The following is an 18,511-nucleotide window of genomic DNA, read 5'->3' on the forward strand; positions in this document are numbered from 1 at the left end:
AGGTATGCGATTAGAGGAGTTCTGGGGGGTCGGCCCGAAGACCGCCGACAAGCTGGAGACCGAGCTCGGCGTCCCCGACGCAATCGACGCCATCGAATCCGCGAACGTCCGCGCGCTCGTGGACGCCGGCATCTCGCGGGGACGGGCGACGCGCATCCTGCGCCGGGCGAACGGCGGCGAGGGGATGGACGCGCTCGCGACCGACGACGCCCGCGCCGTCTACAAGGAACTGGTCGCGCTCGCCGCCGACTACGCCGTCACGCCCGGCGCCGCGGACCGGATCCGCGTGCGGACGCCGCTGACCGACCGGGACGCGATGCGCGAGCGCCTCGACGACGTGGAGGCCGCGCGGGAGACGTGGGCGCGCCTCGACGGCGAGACCCAGCAGGCCGTTCTCGACACGTTCGACGCGCACGACGACGCCGGGGACACCCAGCGCGCGGCCGTCGAGACGGCGCTCGCCCTGCAGGACGCCGTCAGCGAGGACTCGGGCGTGTTCGCGTCGGTCACGACGCTCGACCGCGACGCGCTCGAAGACGCCGCAGAGGCGCTGCGCTACCTCACCGGCGACGGCGTGGCGGCGGGCGCGGACGCCAAACTCGACCGGCTCCGGGAGCGCGCCGGCGACCTCGAACGCCTCGAACGCGACACCTTCGACGTGCTCGAAGACGTGCGCTCGCAGGGCGTCGAGGGCACCGACGAGTTCCGGGAGGCGTTCGTCCAGTACGTCGCCAGCGAGGCCGGCGTCGAACCGCGCCGCGTGCGGTCGGCGATGGCCGCCGACGCCGCCGACGCCGCGGACTTCGTGAGCACGACGCTGCGCGCGCTCGCCGACGACGTCCGCGAGGACGAACAGGACCGCGAGGACGAGGTGGCCGCCGACCTCCGCGGCGCTATCTCGACCGCCCGCGAGGAAGTGGACGCCGCAGTCACAGCCGTCAGCGACCTCGCGGTCGACGTCTCGCTGGCGCGGTTCGCGGAGGCCCACGACCTCACGCGCCCCGAGTTCGTGGACGCGGACGCCATCGCCGTCGAGAACGCGCGCAACCTCTCGCTGGCCGCCGAGGCCGGCGACGTCCAGCCGGTGACGTACGCGGTCGGCGACCACTCGCTGGACCCGCCGAACGGCGACCGCGTCGCCGTGCTCACGGGCGCGAACTCCGGCGGGAAGACGACGCTGCTGGAGACGCTCTGTCAGGTCGCCGTGCTCGCCGCGATGGGGCTGCCCGTCCCCGCCGACCGCGCCGAACTCGGGCCCGTGGACGCCATCGTCTTCCACCGGCGGCACGCGTCGTTCAACGCGGGCGTCCTCGAAGCCACGCTGAACTCCGTCGTGCCGCCGCTGGCCGAGGGCGACCGCACGCTGATGCTCGTCGACGAGTTCGAAGCCATCACCGAGCCCGGGAGCGCCGCCGACCTCCTCCACGGTCTCGTCACGCTCACGGTCGACGAGCAGGCGCTGGGCGTGTTCGTCACCCACCTCGCCGAGGACCTCGAACCCCTGCCGGACGTCGCGCGCACCGACGGCATCTTCGCGGAGGGCCTCAGTCAGGACCTCGACCTGCTCGTGGACTACCAGCCGCGCTTCGGCACCGTCGGGAAGTCCACGCCGGAGTTCATCGTCTCCCGGCTGGTCGCGGACGCCGGGGACCGCGCCGAGCGCGCCGGCTACGAGACGCTCGCGCGCGCCGTCGGCGAGGAGGCCGTCCAGCGCACGCTCGCGGACGCCGAGTGGTCCGAGTAGTCAGACTCTGCCGGCCAGCGGCCCCACGTCGGCGTACTCGGCCTGCCAGTACCAGATGAGCGGGACGCCGACCGCCGTCGGCCACAGCCACGCGACGACGTCGGGGACCATCCCGAGGTTGACCACCGAGACCGCGGTGACCGTCGCGATGTACCCGCCGACCATCCGCGAGAGGTGGCCGACCAGCCACGAGCGGTCCGCGCCCCGCCAGTACGCCCGCAGGTCGCTGGCGCCGAGCGCGCCGCCGATGCCGCCGAATACGGCCATCACGACGCCCAGCGAGTCCCCGGCAGCGACGAGCGTGACGCCCCACGCGCCGAGCGCGACGCACGCAGCGACGACCGCGACTGCCGCCGCCCAGTCCACCGCCGCGGGGTCGTCGCTCGGCCGTTTGCGAGCGAGCTCGCGGTACCCCGAGAACGCGAAGTAGCCGCTGAACACCGCGACCAGCAGGAGGAACGCGCGGAAGAACGTCGGGTCGAGCGCGAACAGCGGGAGCACCGTCGCGACGACCACTGCCATCGCCGCGACGTAGACGCGGCCCGCCTGCCGGTGGCGGCGCCCGCCCTTCTCGGTCGCGAGCGCGACGCCGCCGGCGACCAGCGCAGCGACGCCCGCGGCGACGTGCGTCCAGAGCGCCGCCGTCTCGACTGTCATCGCGTAGACCGTTCTCCCGCCGGTGCATAAGCGTTCCCGCACCAACGCCTTAGTGGCTGGTCGCCCTCGCCGGTCTCATGGCACTGGACCTCTCCGTACTCCCGTCGCTGGCCGCGGTCGCCGTCCTGCTGGCGGTGTCGGCGTACTTCTCCAGCACGGAAATCGCGCTGTTCTCGCTCACCGACGAACGAATCGCCGCCCTCGCGGGCGAGGACGAACGCGGGCCCGAGCTGAAGCGGCTCCGCGACGACCCACACCGGCTGCTCGTGACGATTCTCGTCGGGAACAACGTCGTCAACATCGCCGTCTCCAGCATCCTCACCGTGCTGCTCGTGACCTACCTCCCGCCCGAGCTGGCGGTCGTCGGGACGACGCTGGTCGCCACGTCGCTGGTGCTCGTCTGCGGGGAGATTCTCCCCAAGTCCTGGGGGCTGGCCAACGCCGAGTCGTGGGCGCTCACCACCGCCCGCCCGCTGAAGTACATCGCGCTCGCGCTGTGGCCGCTGGTCGCGTTCTTCGACGCGATTACGCGGCGGCTCGCCGGCGCGACCGGCGGCAGCCCCCACATCGAGCAGGAACTGTTAGAGGAGGAGTGACGGCGCCGCCGCTGGGCACCGAGAAAGAACGGAAAAGTTGCGACGTTACGACTTCCGGCGCTTGCCGGCGTTCGTGCTCGGGCGGAGGTGTTCCGCGCCCTTGCCGCGGGTCTGCAGGCCGCGAGCGCGCTGCCCGGCGCTGGTCTTCCCGTGGAAGACGCGACCCTGCTGGCTCTCGTCGCAGATCCAGTTGAGGTCGTCGTCGTTCTCGATTGCGCCGTGCTCGGGGTCCAGCAGAATCACTTCGAACCACTTCTGCGAGCCGTCCTCGCCGACCCAGTAGGAGTTCAGCACGCGGAGGTTGACGTACTTCTTGGAGGCACGCTCCTCGGCGATGCTCTGGAGGTTCTTCGCGCGACCGATGCGGTTGACGCCCTGCCGCTTCGTGCGGCGCCCAGCCTTGAACCGGGACTTCCGGGCGGTACCCTTCCGGACGCTGACCCGCGCCACGACGACGCCCTGCTTGGCCTTGTAGCCGAGTTCGCGGGCCTTGTCGAGGCGGGTCGGGTGATCAACGCGGACGATGGCGCCCTGCTTGCGCCAGTCCTGCTTGCGCTGCCACTGGAGCTCGGCGAGCTTCCCGTCGTCGGGGTCCCGCCAGGCTTCCTTGATGTGGGAGTAGAAGCTTCGTGTCATGTGTTGTCCGCGGGCGTTGGGTGGTTCAACTCTCGGTCGCCCGAGAATCACATTCCGTCCCGACTCGCGTCAGGAGCCCGCTGGAGCCCGCTCGCCAGCGAGTTACCCGACGTTCGTCGCGGCGGGGGTTAAGAACTTCGAATCCTACTCCACGTCGAAGTCGAGGTCCGCGCGTTGGAAGCGCAGCCCGGGGCCGTCAGCGCGCTCGACGAGCGTCGCCCCGTCGAACTCCGCCGGCACCGAGAACACCACGACTAGCCGGCCGGACTCCCCGGGCGCTGCGGTCACCGCCGCGCGCTGCTGCTGGAACTGCTGGCTCGCGTTCTCGAAGCGCTGGTAGCCGTAGTTCGTCCCGTTCACCACCAGCGCGAAGTTCTGCTGCCTGACGACGACCTGCGAGTCGCCCGCGGTCACGTTCAACTGCACGACGACGAACGTCTCGCCCTCCGGCGGCTCGTAGGTATTGGCGTCCGTCTGAATCTCGTCCTGCACGCTGACGTCCCACTCCGCGCTCGCGGTCGTGTTCTCGTCGGCGGCCATCGAGAACGCCGTGAACGCGGGCCCGGCGTCGCCCCCGCCACCGCCGCCGACGAACGGCACGAACCCCAACAGCGTGGGGCCCGCGAACACGGCCGCGAGCACGACGACGACCGCGACCACGATGGGGACGACCGGGACGCCGCTGGGCACGCCGCCCGGAATCGGCGGGCTCGGGACGTTGTCCAGCAGGGACCCGCCGTCGCCGTCCGTGAACTGCTCGACGAGGCCCTCGGCGCCCTCGTCGCGGACCGACGACGCCAGCTCGTTCGGGTCGAGGAGGTGGACGTCGCCCGCGTCCGCGGCGCTCCGCGCGCCGGTCGTGAACCGGCCGCGGGTCGCCATCACGCGCACGTCCACGCCCTTCTTGTCGCAGAACGCCGCGAAGTCCTCGACTTCGGAGGCGCCGATCTCGGTGTCCTCGCTCGGCCGGACGCCGATGAGCCCGCGCTTGCCGTTGTCCTTGTCGCCGCCGACGAGGTACGTGCCGTCGTCGTTCTCCGTTACGGACGTCGACCAGCCCTTCTCCTCCCAGAACGCCGCGAGGAACCGCGGGAACTCCGACGCCGGCATCTCCTCGAACATCACGCACCCCTCGCGGTCGGACGCGTACTCTGTCTCGTCATGCAGTCCCCAGGTGTATCGTAATCACCACGGCGCCCCCTCATAAACGGTCGGGTCCGCGGCGCGCCGCCAACAGCAATCCCGCGACGACCGCGAGCAGCGTCGTCGCCGGCGACAGCGGCACGAAGCCGCCCGACGACCCGTTGTTGTTCGCGACCGGCGCCAGCGGCTCCTCGTCGTTCACGCGCAACTCGGGCTGTGTCGTTGCCGCCGTCGTCGCGACGGTCGTCGTGTTGTTCTCCGGCGGCTCTGTCGTGGTCGCCGTCACGGCGGGCGAGATGACCGCGGTGTCCGCGACGGGCGACGACTCGTTCCCGTAGTTGGGGTCGGTGTCGTCCAGCACGCCGTTGCCGTTGGCGTCCGCAATCGCGGTCGCGGTCACGTTCGTCGGCCCGTCCAGCGACCCGTTCAGCGCGACGTCCACGCTCCCGTTGGTCGTCTGCGGGAACGGCCCCGCGGTGCCGACGGTCGTGTCGTTCGCGGTCAGCCGCAGGAACCCGCCCCGCGAGAGCGTCACGTGCTCGACCGTCACCGAGCCGTTGGACACCGTCTGCGAGGGGAACAGCAGTGACGCGTTCGCCGCGGTCAATCGCACTATGTGGCTGCTCTGATCTTCGTAGTTGCGCACCCACAGCGGGAACTCCGTCGGTCGGTCGGCGTCCGAGAAGTTCAGCGTCGTCCCGAAGGTTCCGTTCTGTGCGACCTCGACGTTGTTCTGCCAGAGCCGGGGTTCCGGGGGCTCTTGGAGCGCGCGCACGTTCAACGTCGTCCCCGGAAGTAGGTTCGTTCGCCCCGAAATCTGAATCTCGTCGCCGTCCCACGGCGCGAGCGTGTACCCCGGCTCGGCGTCGAGCGTGAACGACGGCTCCACGATTGTCACCTGTTCGGCCGCTAACGTTCGGTCCTCAGAGAACAGCGCGTTGTCGCTTGCGTCGACGCGCAACTCGAACCCGTACGTGTGGTTCGACCCGACGCCGAGCTCCACCCTGCTGGTGTCCCAGAGCAGGGCGAATTTTCCGGTCCCCTCTCCGAACTGTGCGGCGACACGCAGTTCCGACCCGGTGTACGTCTCCGCGTCCGTGTTCGGCTCGGGATCGAGTTCCCCGACGCGTACCTCGACCCCCTCCTCGGCCAGCCCGTCGACAGTCACGTTGCTCTCGAACGGGGCGTCGTACCCGGTCCCGTTCGTCTCGAGGACGAGTGCCGCGTAGTCGCCGACGACGATGTCTTGGTTCCCGCGCCCGATCTCCTCGTGAGTCTGGACGTCGCCGAGGGCGTTATCGGTATCGTTGCCCCCGAAGTAGTCCCCGGGAAGCCCGCCGGTCTCGGCTGCGAGTTCGGTGTTCTCCCTGACGACGAGTTCGCCGTACGCCCACGTATCGCCCTCGATGGAGACCTCCAGCGTGTACGTCCCCGGTTGGATGGCTTCCTCAAGCGGGGGGTCGTTCATTCTTGCCGCTCCACCGGAGATAAACTCGCCTGCCCGTCGATTAGTGGGTGCGTGTCGAGCTCGACCGTACTCGACCCGCTGCCGTTCAGGGCAACATCGACTTCGAAGCCACCCCCGGAGATGGTGGGGTTCGCGGGCGACGAATGCTCGACCGCTATCGAGGCTGTTTCCCCTCTTGTTATCGTGTAATCCCCGACGGACGCCGACTCCTGTGTGTGGTTGCCGAGACTGCTGTCGCTCCCGCGAGTGCAGTGGCGAGGACAACGAGGGTGGTGACGACGGGGGCGAGGCGTGTGCGGTCCATGCCGATTGCAGTTCGCTCAACCCTTTCCCGCGGTCGTATAAATACCGTTGGATGTAGAGTTAGATACCGGACACGTTCGTGCGCCGCGAGGAACTTTCGCCGCGCTAGAACAGGATTCTATATCGCCAAATAAGATTTACTGGCGTCACGCGGGGAAGTACAGCCGCTGGGGAATCTGTGCGCGAGCGACGCGAACGCGTCAGAATTCGGTGACGGAGCCGAACGAGCCGTCCGCGACCGCGTCCGCGACCGCTGACTCCTCGACTTCGGGGACGTCGCTGGGGTACTTCTGCTGGAAGTAGCCGACGATGTTTCCGACGTCGCGGTCGAGGAGTTCGCGCGCGTTCTCGTGGTCGCTCGGGGTGGCCTGCGGCCAGTCGAACAGCGTCACGCCGTCCTCGCTGACGAAGACGTTGTACTCGCTGATGTCCGCGTGCACGTAGCCCGCCTCGTAGGCGGTCGCCATCTCCCGGAGCACCAGGTCGAGGACGCCGCTGGCCTGCTCGGGCTCCAGTTCCGCGCGCGAGAGCTCCACGCCGTCGATGCGTTCCATCACGATGGCGTGGCGGTTCTGGTCGACCGGCCGCGGGACGTTCACGTCCGGGTACAGCGTCTCCAGGGCGTCGTACTCGCGCTCGGCGGCCTTCCGTGCGGTGTACTGCCAGGACGTGTGCTCCTTGTCGCTGGTGTAGTCGCGACCGCGGTGGACTTCCCGGAACTGCGTGTAGCCCTCGCGGTGGAACTTCAGCGCCATCGGGCGGAACGACTGCACCTCGTAGACGTCGCTCTCCTTGCCGACGCCCAGCGGCGACCCGAACCCCTCGACGGTGTCTCGCTCCGCGAACGCGTGCAACGCGAGGGCGTCGTAGCCCGCGAACGTGAGCTGGACGCCCTCGTACTGGATGGTCTTCCGTTCGAGGAACTCCAGATCGAGCATGCGGTCCAGCCGGTAGTCGACCTCCTCCTGTGTCAGCCGGGAGAACTCCGGGAGCTTCTCGCGGCTGACCCACTCGGAGAACCGCATTCCGTGTTCGACCCCGGAGAGCAGGTGGAAGTCCTCCGGGTCGAGGTCCGCCATCTCGGCGGCGACGTTCCGAACCATTCACCGGAGATAGCGGGCCGGCAGGTAAAAGCTACGCGCCGTGCGGCGAACGCCGCTTCACCGGAGTTGTCGTCCCAGTAGCGTGGTGCGTCCCGCGAGAATTTTGGTGGAAAGAAGCGATTCGGCGACTCTGTGGCCTTCTCTGGATGGTATTCTGTGTTCTGCGAAAATGCAGTCATACGCACGATAAATCATATACCACGATATAGAAGATTCCCGGTGCGGCCGTTCGCGCCACGAGTTCGGCCACAGATTGCCGCGTCGCTCGGTGCGCTCGATGGACACACCGGGCGACCTCCCAGACGCACGGCTTTTTGCCGGCGGCCGCGAACCGCGTGGTATGACGCTGGCCGACCGCGAGTGGCGACTGATTCCCGAGGAGGCCCGCGACGGCCCGATGCAGATGGCCTTAGAGGAGGTCGCCGCGGAGACGGCCGCCGACGGCGGGCCGCGCACGGTCCGCGCGTACCAGTGGTCGCCGTCCACGCTGTCGATGGGGTACCGGCAGGACGCCGCTTCCGTCGATTGGGACTTCGCCGATCGGGAGGGAATCACCGTGACGCGTCGGCAGACCGGCGGCGGCGGCATCTACCACGACGAGTTCGCGGACATCTCTTACAGCATCGTCGCGCCCGCGGACGAACTCCCCGGCGACCTGATGGACTGCTACGAGGTGCTCTGCGAGCCGATTCTGTCGGCGTTCCACGCGATGGGCGTCGACGCCGCGTTCGTCCCCGAGGAACACCCCGCGATTCACGAGCCGGCGTGCTACCTGCGCGCGCTCCACCCCGCCCACGACATCGCCGTGGACGGCCGGAAAATCAGCGGGAACGCCCAGTACCGCACCCGGGACGCGGTCATCCAGCACGGGTCGCTGTCCTACGACCTCGCGCCCGACGCCCACCTCGGCGTGTTCGCCGACCCGGGCGTTGGGAAGACGACAGCGTCGTCTTCCCCAGCCCATCAGAACACGGAGTATTCTGAGGACATCGACGCCGACCGGTTCCGCGAGCGCGTGACGAGTATCCGCGAGGAAGCCGGCATCAGCCGCGAGGAAGCGGTGTCGGCGCTAGAGGACGCGCTCGCCGAGTGGTGCGATGCGGCAGTCGGCGAGTGGACCGACGACGAACTCGAAGCGGCGCGCGAACTCGCCGACGAGAAGTACGCGACCGACGAGTGGACGCGCGAGCGGACCGCTTAGCTGAACCCGAACGTCTCTGTCTCGCCGCCGACGTGTTCCTCGACGGCCTCCCGAATCTCGGCCAGCGGCGGCTGGTCGCGGGTCGGGTCCAGCGGGTGCTCGCCGATCCAGCGGTACCGGACGACGCCGTCGGTGTCCACGAGGAACACCGAGCGCTTCGAGCGCGGCAGCAGCTTCAGCGCGCGGTACGTGACGCCGAACGCGTCCGAGACGGCGAGGTCGGTGTCGGCGTACAGCGGGAAGTCGATGTCGAGGTAGTCGATGAACCGCCGGTGGGTCGCCACGCGGGACTTGCTCGCGCCGACCACGCGCACGTCCTCCGTGGACGTGAACCAGCCGTAGTCGCGGAACGAACACCACTCGTTCACGCAGTCCGGGCTGAAGTCGTTCGTGTAGAAGACGACTAGCACGGGCCGGTCGGCGTAGAGTTCCGACAGCGCTGTCTGTTCGACGCTGTCGTCCGGCTGAACGAGTGGTGCCGCCACGTCGGGCACCTCGTCCCCGACGCCGAGCGCGTCCCCCCGAGTCATACGGTGACAGGAGCGCTCCCGCAGCAAAGGTGTTGCGACGCTTCGAAGCCTCTTTGCCTCCCGGCGCGAACGACAGCGTATGCGAGTAGGCGCACACGTCTCTATCGCGGGCGGCGTCGACAACGCCGTCGAGAACGAACTGGACGTCGGCGGGAACTGCGGGCAAATCTTCACGCACTCGCCGCAGGTCTGGCAGGACCCGAACGTCGGCGACGACGAAGCCGCCGCGTTCCGGGAGGGCACTGACGAACACCTCGACAGCCCGTGGGTCATCCACTCGTCGTACCTCGTGAACCTCTGCACGCCCAAGGACGACCTCCGCGAGAAGTCCGTGGACAGCATGCAGAAGGAGGTCGACGCCGCCGCCAAGCTCGACATCGAGTACGTCAACGTCCACCTCGGCGCGCACACTGGCGCGGGCGTCCAGCAGGGCCTGGACAACGCCGTCAGCGCGCTCGACGAACTCGATATTCCCGACGGGGTCACCGTGCTCGTGGAGAGCGACGCGGGCTCGGGCACGAAGCTCGGCGGCGACTTCGAGCACCTCGCGTACGTGCTGGAGGAGTCCGCCCATGACCTCGGCGTCTGCGTCGACACCGCGCACGCGTTCGCCGCAGGCTACGACCTCTCGACGCCCGAGGCGGTCGCGGAGACGCTCGCGGAGTTCGACGACGTCGTCGGCTTCGAGCACCTCCACTGCGTCCACCTCAACGACTCGAAACACGACTGCGGCACGAACAAGGACGAACACGCCCACATCGGCGAAGGCCTCATCGGCGAGGAAGGGATGGACGCATTCGTCAACCACGACGCCATCACCGACGTGCCGCTCGTGCTGGAGACGCCCCACGAGGACGGCCGCGGGTTCGCGTGGAACATCGAGAAGGTCAGAGAGCTGCGGAACAACTGAGTTCGGCTTGCAGGAGGACCCCGCCGCTTTTGCCGACCCCGGTTTTCAGTGGAGGTGTGCGCCGATTCAGCGCCGACTACCTCGAGGAGACGCGCCGCGGGATGTGGGCCGAGCGCGACGCGCTGGACGCGCTCCGGCTGGGCAGCCGCGAGCGGATTCTCGACGTGGGCTGTGGGACGGGCGAACTCACGGCCGTGTTCCGCGAGGAGTCCGACGCCGAGGTGCTCGCGCTGGACGCTGACGCCGACCTAATCGGGCACGTCGCCGCCGACGAACGCCTCCTCGGGGACGCGACGCGGCTGCCGCTCAGCGGGGGCGTCTGCGACCTCGTCGCGTGTCAGGCGCTGCTCATCAACCTCTCGGACCCCGTGGCCGCGGTGCGGGAGTTCGCGCGCGTCTCCTCGGACCTCGTGGCGGCCGTCGAACCGAACAACGCCGCCGTCACCGTCGAGTCCACGGTCGCGAGCGAGCCGCCGCTGGCGGCGCGCGCCCGCGACGCGTATATCGAGGGCGTGGACACGAACGTCTCGCTGGGCGCGGACGCCGCGGACTGCTTCGAGGAAGCGGGACTGGTGGACGTCTCCACGACGCAGTACGAGCACGTGCAGGCCGTCCAGCCCCCGTACGGCGAGGCTGCGCTGGAGGCCGCCGCGCGCAAGGCGACCGGCGAGCGGCTCGCCGAGCAGCAGCCGACGCTCGCCGCGGGTGGACTCTCCTCGGACGCCTACGACGCGCTGCGCGCGGAGTGGCGCGAGATGGGGCGGGAGGTCGTCGCACAGATGCGCGAGAACGACTACGAGCGCGTCGAGACCGTGCCGTTCTACGTGACCGTCGGCCGCGTCCCCGAGTAACTGCGGTGGGTTTCCGGTTCTCCGAGCTTTATTCGCGTCGGGGATGATTTCGCCGTATGGACGACAGAGTCCGCCGCCACGCCGAGATTCTCGTCGACGACTGCGCCGACGTCCAGCCCGGCGACATGGTCCAGATTCGCGCGTCGAAGGAAGCCGAAGACCTCGTCGTCGCGCTCTACGAGCGGCTCGGCGAGGTCGGCGCGCGCCCCACCCTGACGTGGGGGCTGGCGCGCGCCGCTCGCGCGTACAACCGCGCGATGGACGTCGACGATTACGAGACGAAGGCCCACGAGCTCGCCGCGATGGAGGAGACGGACGTCGTCTTCCTGATTGGCGGGAGCGGGAACGCCTTCGAGAGCAGCGACGTGCCGCCGGAGAAGTCACAGGCCGCGAGTCGCGCGCGCGGCCCGATTCTCGAAGAGCGACTGGGGAAGCGCTGGGTCATCACTCAGCACCCGACGCCCGCGGCCGCCCAGAAGGCCGAGATGAGCACGGCGGCCTACGAGGAATTCGTCTACGACGCAATCAACAAGGACTGGGACGAACAGCGCGAGTTCCAGTCCCAGCTCGTGGAGCTCCTCGACCCCGCCGACGAGGTTCGCGTCGTCTCCGGGGACACCACGGACGTCACGATGAGCGTCGCCGGAATGGACGCCGCCAACGACTGGGGCACGAAGAACATGCCCGCGGGCGAGGTGTTCACGTGCCCGGTGCCGGACAGCGTGGAGGGCGAGGTGCTGTTCGACAAGCCGCTCATCCGGGCTGGCAAGGAGATTCAGGGCGCGTGGCTGGAGTTCGAGGACGGCGAGGTCGTGGACTTCGCCGCCGACCAGAACGAGGACGCGCTGGAAGGCATTCTGAACACCGACGAGGGGTCGCGCCGGCTCGGGGAGCTGGGAATCGGGATGAACCGAGACATCGACCGGTTCACGTACAACATGCTGTTCGACGAAAAGATGGGCGACACCGTCCACATGGCCGTCGGCGGCGCCATCGAGGAGTGTGTCCCCGAAGGCCAGCCGCTCAACGAGTCCGCCACCCACGTCGACATGATCGTGGACATGAGCGAGGACTCCTACATCGAAATTGACGGCGAAATCGTCCAGCGCAACGGGACGTTCAAGTTCGAGGACGGGTTCGAGGAATAGCGTGGTTCGGAACGAACGAAGTGAGTGAGAACCACGGCCAACCGAACGGCGAACGAAGTGAGCCGTGAGGACGGTTTCGTGGACCAGTAATCGCCTACTGCAGTTTCTCTTCGGGTCCGGGGCTAACAGGCGGCACTGAATCCGGCTGGGACTGCCGCACTCCCGCCTCCCCCAGCCGGCGAGTCGTCAGGTCACGCGCCGGGGTGGTCCCGGCTTCGCACTTCAAACTACGTCGCCGCGGACGGTCGCGCCCTCTGCGCGCTCGCGGCGCGCTTCCACGGCGTCGGCGGCGACTTCGGCTTCCTCCTCGTCGGCGCCGAGCATCTCCAGCGCGCCCGCGAGCGTCGGGAAGACGAGTTCGCCGTCCCGGAGCTTCTGGAAGGCGTCGTCGCTTCGCTCGCCGTCCGCCCACAGGCAGACGCCGCGGGGGTCGAGGACGTTCTCGTAGGTTTCGGTCGCTCGCGCGCCTTCGAGGCGCTGGGTGACGTTATCCTCGAAGCCCGCGTTACACACTTCGAGGTGAATCGGCTCGTCGTCGTCCACGAGGTGCGCGCCGAGGCAGCGCTCGGGCGCGACGTGGCCGCTCTCGTTCGCGCGCAGGAACTCGGGGTGGTCGTCGGCCCACGACGCGCGCACGGTCTTCCCGACACCTTTCACGCCGTACTCGCGCTCGAACTCCGCGGCGCGGTCGGCGTCGTCCCCGCGCATCAGAATGTCCTTCGTGAGGTAGACGTCCAGTCGCTCGACGGGGTCGAGGCCGAGCGCGACGTCGCCGTACACCCAGATTTCGCGCACGGGGACCGGCATCTCCTCGCTCGCGACCGTCTCCACGAGCGCCTCCACCCGGTCGACGGCGGCAGTCCTGTCCATCGCGTGTCCGTAGCCCGCGAACGCCGAAAACGGTTCCGCACGCGCCCGTGTCGGGAATCGAAAGACCGACCCGCACCGAGCCCCTACGACGGGTAATTCGGGTCGGTCCGCTCGGACCGACGGTACACCATGCCAGCTACGCAAATCAAAGACCCCGTCCACGGCTACGTCGAACTCGAGCAGCCGCTCGTCGACAACGTCCTCGACCACCGCGCGTTCCAGCGACTCCGCCACGTCCGCCAGCTCTCGGCGACCTACCTCGTCTACCCGGGCGCGAACCACACGCGCTTCGAGCACTCGCTGGGCGTCTATCACCTCGCGCGCACCGTCTTCGAGAACCTCCGCGAGCAGTCGTACTTCTACCGCGACGCCACCACCGCGGAACTCGACGATATCCAGCGCACGCTGGAGTGCGCGGCGCTCCTCCACGACGTCGGCCACCCGCCGTTCAGCCACCTGGGCGAGCGCTTCATCGACACCGACGACCTCCAGCAGCGGCTCGCCGACCGCGGGCTCCACGACGCGTTCGCGGACGCCGGCGTCGGCGACGCGCCGATTCGGGAGGCATCCGCGCACGAACTCCTCGGTTGTCTCATCGTCCTGAAGGAGTTCGCCGACGGCCTCCGCGAGATGGGCGTCGACCCCCACGACGTCTGCGCGCACATCCTCGGATACAGCCTCGAATACGAGCGCGGCGGCCGCTGGCAGCACGGCGTCGCCGCCCAGATTCTGCACTCGCCCATCGACGTCGATCGCCTCGACTACATCACGCGGGACAACCAGATGACGGGCGCGGACGTGCTCAGTTTCGACACCGACCGCATGGTCGGCTCCTACACCGCCCACCCCGAGGAAGGGCTCGCGCTCTCGGACAAGGCGCTCTCGACCATCGGCAACTACCTCGAAGGCCGCATCGCGGTGTACATGTGGGTGACCCAGCACCACAAGTCCGTCTACGCCCACGTCCTCCTCAGCGAACTCCTCGACGAACTCGCCGCGCTCGCCGACGAACCGCCAGTCACCGCCGACGCCGTACTGGACGACGAAATCGACGACAACACGCTCATGGAGCGGTTGCGCGTCGCCGCCAGCGAGCACCCCGACTCCACGCTCGCCGCGCTCTACGACCGCTTCCGGGCGCGCCGCTTCCCCGAGACCTGCTGGAAGCACCGCATCGCGTACGCCGACCGCGTGGACGCGGACTTGGACGCGTTCAGCGACTGGCTGGTCGCCCACGCCGACCGCCTCGAAGCCGACCTCGCCGCCGAACTCGGCGTCCCCGACCACGAGGTCTGGGTCGAGCAGTCCTACGTCCCCGAGTACGAGCCACAGGACCTCGAAGACATCCCAATCGCGTACGGCGGCACCACCCGCTCGGTCGGCGACTGGGGCCTCTACGGCGAGCGCGCGTTCGACCGCCCCATCCCGTTCGTCTACGTCCCCCACGGCGTCGAGACGGAAGCCACCGGCACGCTCGTCGACTGGTTCCACGCCAAGCAGTACGAGCAGGCGTAACGCGGCCGTCCCGCTGCGTTTCCCGTCGAACGCGCTTCTGACGCTGAATCAGGCTAAGTCACCGCTCGCGCTTCTCCGCGACCGATTCCGTGTCCCAGATTCTCGCACAGCAGCCGATTTGCTATCCCGAAATAGGATTTACGCGCCGCGGTGGTTCGGTGAGACGTAACGGTGAAACGCCGGCGCTGCCAACGCGTACGTAATGGATTGCACCAAGTGCGACCGCGAGGCCGTGATGCACGCGGCGTACTCCGGCGCGCACCTCTGCGAGCGCCACCTCTTCGAGAGCGTCGAGCGCCGCGTGCGGCGGCGCATCCGCGAGGACGACATGCTACCCGACGACGCGACGCCCGAAGACCCCGAGACGTGGGTCATCGGGCTCTCCGGCGGGAAGGACAGCGTCGTCCTCACGGACATCATCGAGGAGACGTTCGCCGAAGACCCCCGCGTGGAGTTGGTCGCGCTCACCATCCACGAGGGCATCGAGGGCTACCGCGACGAAAGCCTCGCGGCCTGCGAACAGCTCACCGCGGACCGCGACGTCCGCCACGAGGTCGTCACGTACGCCGACGAGTTCGACGTCGAGATGGACGACGTCGTCGAGGACGACCCGATGGACATGGCCGCCTGCGCGTACTGCGGGGTGTTCCGCCGCGACCTCCTCGCGAAGTACGCCGAGGCCTACGACGCGGACAAGCTCCTCACCGGCCACAACCTCGACGACGAGGCCGAGACCGCGCTGATGAACATCCTCGAGGGGAACGTCGAGCAGGTCGCCAAGCACTTCGACGCCAGCCTCGGGCCGTTCGACGAGCGCACGCCCAAAGACGAGATGATTCCGCGCGCGAAGCCGCTCCGGGACGTCCCCGAGAAGGAGGTCGCGCTGTACGCCCAGCTCCGGGACCTCCCGGTCCACATGGAGGAGTGCCCCCACTCCAGCGAGGCGTTCCGCGGCGAGATTCAGGACCTCCTGCTGAAGTTAGAGGAGAACCACCCGGGCACGCGGCACTCGATTATGGCCGGCTACGAGGAGCTCGCCGGGCTCGCTGCCGACCAGTACAGCGACGAGGACGCGGACGTCGGCGAGTGCGAGGAGTGTGGTGCGCCGACGACCCGAGACCGGTGTCGGAAGTGCGCGCTGGTCGAAGCGGTAAACGCAGTCTGAGAGCGTGCGACACCGCGGCTCCGCGGGCGAACGCTGACTGCAAAAGAACCGGGACGGTTACCGGATGACGTCGAGGCCGTTGTTCTTCTCGACCTCTTCTTTCCCGCCGTCGGAGTGCGCGCCGAACTCGCCGGTCGAGCCACCGCTGTCGTCGACGGCGCGCTGCTTCGCGTCGGCGTCGACGTCCTTGAGCTCCTGCCGGGACTTGTCGGCCTGCTTCTGCGTGCTCGGGCCGAGCACCTGCGCGGACTGCACGCCGGTCATGATGGCCATGACGCGGACCTTGCCCTTGTAGTTCTCCTGGATGCGCGCGCCCCAGATGACGTTCGCGCTCGCGTCCAGCCGCTCGGTGATGTTGTCCGCGATACCCTCGGCCTCCTTCAGCGTGAGGTCCGGGCCACCCGTGATGTGGACGAGGCCGCCGCTCGCGCCGCGGTAGTCGACGTCCAGCAGCGGGTGGTTCATCGCGTCCTTGACCACTTCGTTGGTCTTGTTCTTGTCCTGGGTCTCGCCCACCAGCATCACCGCGACGCCGCCCTGGTTCATGATGGCGGTCATGTCGGCGTAGTCGAGGTTGATGAGGCTGGGCTGGGTGATGGTCTCGCTGATGCCCTTGACGGTCTCGGCGATGATCTGGTCCATCACGGAGAACGCCTTCCCGATGGGGAGGTTGGGCACGTAGTCGAGCAGCCGGTTGTTGTCGAGGACGATGATGGAGTCCGCCTCGTCGCGGAGCTTCTCCAGTCCTTCCTCGGCCTTGACCGTGCGGGCGCGCTCGACGTTGAACGGCGTCGACACCATGCCGACGACGATTGCGCCCTGTTCTTTCGCGATTTTGGAGACGACGGGCGCGGCGCCTGTACCGGTGCCGCCGCCCATCCCGGCGGTCACGAACACGAGGTCCGCGTCGCCGAGCACCTCCTTGATGGTGCCCTGTGCCATCTCGGTAGCGCGCTCGCCCATCGAGGGGTCGCCGCCCGCGCCGAGGCCGTTCGTCAGGGACTTCCCGACGAGAATCTTCGTGTCGGCCTCGATCATCTTGAGGTGCTGCTTGTCGGTGTTGATGGCGACCGTGTCGGCGCCCTCGACGCCGATGTTGTACAGCCGGTTGACGGTGTTGTTGCCCGCGCCGCCCGCGCCCACGATGACGATTCGCGGGTCGCCGAACTCGTCGCCGTCGCCGCTGGCGTCCATCTCGCGTTGCTCGGCTTCGGCGTTGTCGAGGGCGTCCTGAACGATGTCCTGCATCGTTACACCTTCGCCCAGCTGTTCGTGCTGGTCTGCTCGGTTTGTTCGTCTATCATCTCACGGACGGCAGACCGGATCGCCTCGCTGCGATTCGGGAACTTGCCCCGTTCGACCATCTGTTCGACCTCGTCGATCTGCTGTTTCGGAATGCGGAGTGTCACACGCTCCATATTTGGTATCCCCGTTGTGGTAAGACGGCGTTCGACCGCGAGTGTGTCTTACAGAATCGTTCGGCGGGTCATAATCCCGCGCCGTCGTGCGATTCGGTGTAAGACAACCGTCTTACGTACCACTACCCACAGCGTGGCAACGTATATAATTAACGGCGGATGTAAACAAGTGTCTTACCGGTCGAGCGCGTCCGCCGACGCGGTCCGCCGGCCGCAGTGCGGACAGAACGACCAGTCCGCGCGCACCTCGTCGCCGCACTCGCAGAACACGCGGCGGGTCGCCTTCTCGCCGCAGTTCGGGCAGAACACGTGGTCGTCGGACAGCGACTCTCCGCACTGGGCGCAGCTCTGCTCGCGGCTGCGGTCGCCCGCACGTCCACCGCCTTCGCCGTGCGCCGGCTCGCGACCCGGCGCGCGCTGGTCGTCGCGGCGCGGCTCCGCGCGCAGCCCGTCGGCGGTATCAACCGTGATGCGCACGTTTACGTCGCGCTCGCGGCTCCGCACGCCGAGTCGCCGCTCGACGAGTTCGTCGACGCGCTCGGCGACGACGTCGTCGATGCTGTCGTCCGCGTCGGACGCCCCGTCGAGGTGCGCGCGCAGCGCCTCGCGCATGACCTCGCTCTTGGACTCGTCGAGGTCGTCGACGGCGTCCACGAGGTCGTCGTCCGCGCGGAAGGTAATCTTCGACATCTCCGTTCGGTAGTACGTACCACCGCCGGGGACTTCAACCCACCTCATGCGTCTGACGCGCGTCGTCCGTTCCCGAATGGTAACCCTTAAATCCGAACCACGGCCTACGAACGAGTGCATCCGCCCTTAGCTCAGACTGGTAGAGCAGTCGACTGTAGATCGACTTGCCCCCCGTTCAAATCGGGGAGGGCGGACTTCCTCTCGTCGTCTACTCCACGAGACTCGAACGCGTCGTCGCGCGGTCGCGGGTGACGGGTCCTCAGTTCTCGTTTACACTAGCCCACCACAGCTCGGGGACCGCGTCAGCCGCCCGCGCTGGGCGTGGCGCCGCGTGCGCGCAGGCCGGTGTGGATGGCCGGCGTCGCGAAGAAGGCGGAGGTGACGCCAAGCAGGGAGGGGACGACGACGCCTCGAACGGGCGGGAAGAGAGCGGTCAGGGCGAACGTGGCGAGGAAGACGACCCACCCGCCACAGATGACACACGCTTCGTGACGCATACACGCAGTCACATCATGGAGAACACATAAATAGGCCGTCGTGTTCTCACGCCTTGCGACGGGGCT

Annotated in this window: 19 protein-coding genes and 1 tRNA gene; 9 read left to right on the forward strand and 11 right to left on the reverse strand. The window is 68.3% G+C overall.

Features of this window, described 5'->3' with window-relative positions; translation table 11 throughout:
• Positions 1 to 4 precede the first annotated feature (4 nt).
• Complete coding sequence (locus HHUB_RS01675; RefSeq protein ID WP_059055616.1) at positions 5 to 1,744, forward strand: MutS-related protein; 1,740 nt, start codon at positions 5 to 7, stop codon at positions 1,742 to 1,744.
• Here HHUB_RS01675 and HHUB_RS01680 read toward each other — a convergent pair whose 3' ends face one another.
• Positions 1,745 to 2,401, reverse strand: coding sequence for a DUF2306 domain-containing protein (locus HHUB_RS01680; protein WP_059055617.1), 657 nt, complete (start codon positions 2,399 to 2,401; stop codon positions 1,745 to 1,747).
• Positions 2,402 to 2,478: 77 nt separating this feature from the next.
• Between HHUB_RS01680 and HHUB_RS01685 the strand changes: the two genes are divergently transcribed.
• Complete coding sequence (locus HHUB_RS01685; protein WP_059055620.1) at positions 2,479 to 2,997, forward strand: CNNM domain-containing protein; 519 nt, start codon at positions 2,479 to 2,481, stop codon at positions 2,995 to 2,997.
• A gap of 45 nt (positions 2,998 to 3,042) precedes the next feature.
• Here HHUB_RS01685 and HHUB_RS01690 read toward each other — a convergent pair whose 3' ends face one another.
• From HHUB_RS01690 to HHUB_RS01705, 4 genes are all read right to left on the reverse strand, one after another.
• Positions 3,043 to 3,633 carry a 50S ribosomal protein L15e gene (locus HHUB_RS01690; protein ID WP_059055622.1) on the reverse strand — a complete coding sequence of 197 codons (591 nt, stop codon included), beginning with the start codon at positions 3,631 to 3,633 and terminating at the stop codon, positions 3,043 to 3,045.
• Positions 3,634 to 3,777: 144 nt separating this feature from the next.
• Entirely contained in the window at positions 3,778 to 4,755 is a 978-nt protein-coding gene (locus HHUB_RS01695) for a restriction endonuclease (protein WP_059055624.1), read from the reverse strand.
• A 79-nt stretch (positions 4,756 to 4,834) separates the two neighbouring features.
• Positions 4,835 to 6,244, reverse strand: coding sequence for a DUF7282 domain-containing protein (locus HHUB_RS01700; RefSeq protein ID WP_059055627.1), 1,410 nt, complete (start codon positions 6,242 to 6,244; stop codon positions 4,835 to 4,837).
• A gap of 503 nt (positions 6,245 to 6,747) precedes the next feature.
• Positions 6,748 to 7,650, reverse strand: a complete 903-nt coding sequence (locus HHUB_RS01705) for a serine/threonine-protein kinase RIO2 (protein ID WP_059055630.1) — start codon at positions 7,648 to 7,650, stop codon at positions 6,748 to 6,750.
• 340 nt (positions 7,651 to 7,990) lie between these two features.
• Here HHUB_RS01705 and HHUB_RS01710 point away from each other — a divergent pair, with 340 nt between their 5' ends.
• Positions 7,991 to 8,851 carry a lipoate--protein ligase family protein gene (locus HHUB_RS01710; protein ID WP_059055633.1) on the forward strand — a complete coding sequence of 287 codons (861 nt, stop codon included), beginning with the start codon at positions 7,991 to 7,993 and terminating at the stop codon, positions 8,849 to 8,851.
• Here the strand turns inward: HHUB_RS01710 and HHUB_RS01715 are convergent.
• Positions 8,848 to 9,381 (reverse strand): redoxin domain-containing protein, encoded by a 534-nt coding sequence (locus HHUB_RS01715; RefSeq protein WP_059055635.1) that lies wholly within the window; start codon positions 9,379 to 9,381, stop codon positions 8,848 to 8,850. The two genes, HHUB_RS01710 and HHUB_RS01715, sit on opposite strands and share 4 nt — an antisense overlap.
• Before the next feature lie 79 nt (positions 9,382 to 9,460).
• Between HHUB_RS01715 and HHUB_RS01720 the strand changes: the two genes are divergently transcribed.
• Genes HHUB_RS01720 through HHUB_RS01730 form a run of 3 tightly spaced genes read left to right on the forward strand, consistent with a single transcriptional unit; the run spans position 9,461 to position 12,290 of the window.
• Positions 9,461 to 10,291: a deoxyribonuclease IV gene (locus tag HHUB_RS01720; protein WP_059055637.1), complete on the forward strand. Its 831-nt coding sequence runs from the start codon at positions 9,461 to 9,463 to the stop codon at positions 10,289 to 10,291.
• A gap of 56 nt (positions 10,292 to 10,347) precedes the next feature.
• Complete coding sequence (locus tag HHUB_RS01725; protein ID WP_059055638.1) at positions 10,348 to 11,142, forward strand: class I SAM-dependent methyltransferase; 795 nt, start codon at positions 10,348 to 10,350, stop codon at positions 11,140 to 11,142.
• Positions 11,143 to 11,198: 56 nt separating this feature from the next.
• Entirely contained in the window at positions 11,199 to 12,290 is a 1,092-nt protein-coding gene (locus tag HHUB_RS01730) for an aminopeptidase (RefSeq protein ID WP_059055640.1), read from the forward strand.
• Between the two features lie 222 nt (positions 12,291 to 12,512).
• Here the strand turns inward: HHUB_RS01730 and HHUB_RS01735 are convergent, their stop codons facing one another.
• Complete coding sequence (locus HHUB_RS01735; RefSeq protein ID WP_059055642.1) at positions 12,513 to 13,160, reverse strand: DUF7095 family protein; 648 nt, start codon at positions 13,158 to 13,160, stop codon at positions 12,513 to 12,515.
• Positions 13,161 to 13,289: 129 nt separating this feature from the next.
• Between HHUB_RS01735 and HHUB_RS01740 the strand changes: the two genes are divergently transcribed.
• Both HHUB_RS01740 and ncsA read left to right on the forward strand, forming a co-directional pair.
• Positions 13,290 to 14,675, forward strand: a complete 1,386-nt coding sequence (locus tag HHUB_RS01740; protein ID WP_059055644.1) for an HD domain-containing protein — start codon at positions 13,290 to 13,292, stop codon at positions 14,673 to 14,675.
• Between the two features lie 202 nt (positions 14,676 to 14,877).
• Positions 14,878 to 15,840, forward strand: a complete 963-nt coding sequence (ncsA, locus tag HHUB_RS01745; protein WP_059055646.1) for a tRNA 2-thiolation protein NcsA — start codon at positions 14,878 to 14,880, stop codon at positions 15,838 to 15,840.
• 57 nt (positions 15,841 to 15,897) lie between these two features.
• Here ncsA and ftsZ read toward each other — a convergent pair whose 3' ends face one another.
• The 3 genes from ftsZ to HHUB_RS01760 form a co-directional block, all read right to left on the reverse strand.
• The gene (ftsZ, locus tag HHUB_RS01750) at positions 15,898 to 17,088 is read right to left on the reverse strand and encodes a cell division protein FtsZ (RefSeq protein WP_059055648.1); all 1,191 of its coding nucleotides are present in this window, start codon (positions 17,086 to 17,088) and stop codon (positions 15,898 to 15,900) included.
• 2 nt (positions 17,089 to 17,090) lie between these two features.
• Positions 17,091 to 17,258, reverse strand: coding sequence for a ribbon-helix-helix domain-containing protein (locus HHUB_RS01755; protein ID WP_058981067.1), 168 nt, complete (start codon positions 17,256 to 17,258; stop codon positions 17,091 to 17,093).
• A gap of 174 nt (positions 17,259 to 17,432) precedes the next feature.
• On the reverse strand, positions 17,433 to 17,948 hold the full coding sequence (locus tag HHUB_RS01760) for a zinc ribbon domain-containing protein (RefSeq protein WP_059055650.1): 516 nt from the start codon (positions 17,946 to 17,948) through the stop codon (positions 17,433 to 17,435).
• Positions 17,949 to 18,068: 120 nt separating this feature from the next.
• Here HHUB_RS01760 and HHUB_RS01765 point away from each other — a divergent pair.
• Positions 18,069 to 18,142, forward strand: a tRNA-Tyr gene (locus HHUB_RS01765).
• A 108-nt stretch (positions 18,143 to 18,250) separates the two neighbouring features.
• Here HHUB_RS01765 and HHUB_RS01770 read toward each other — a convergent pair.
• Positions 18,251 to 18,445, reverse strand: coding sequence for a hypothetical protein (locus tag HHUB_RS01770; RefSeq protein WP_059055652.1), 195 nt, complete (start codon positions 18,443 to 18,445; stop codon positions 18,251 to 18,253).
• Positions 18,446 to 18,511 lie beyond the last annotated feature (66 nt).

Origin of the sequence: Halobacterium hubeiense, assembly GCF_001488575.1 — an archaeon.
GTDB classification, from domain to species: domain Archaea; phylum Halobacteriota; class Halobacteria; order Halobacteriales; family Halobacteriaceae; genus Halobacterium; species Halobacterium hubeiense.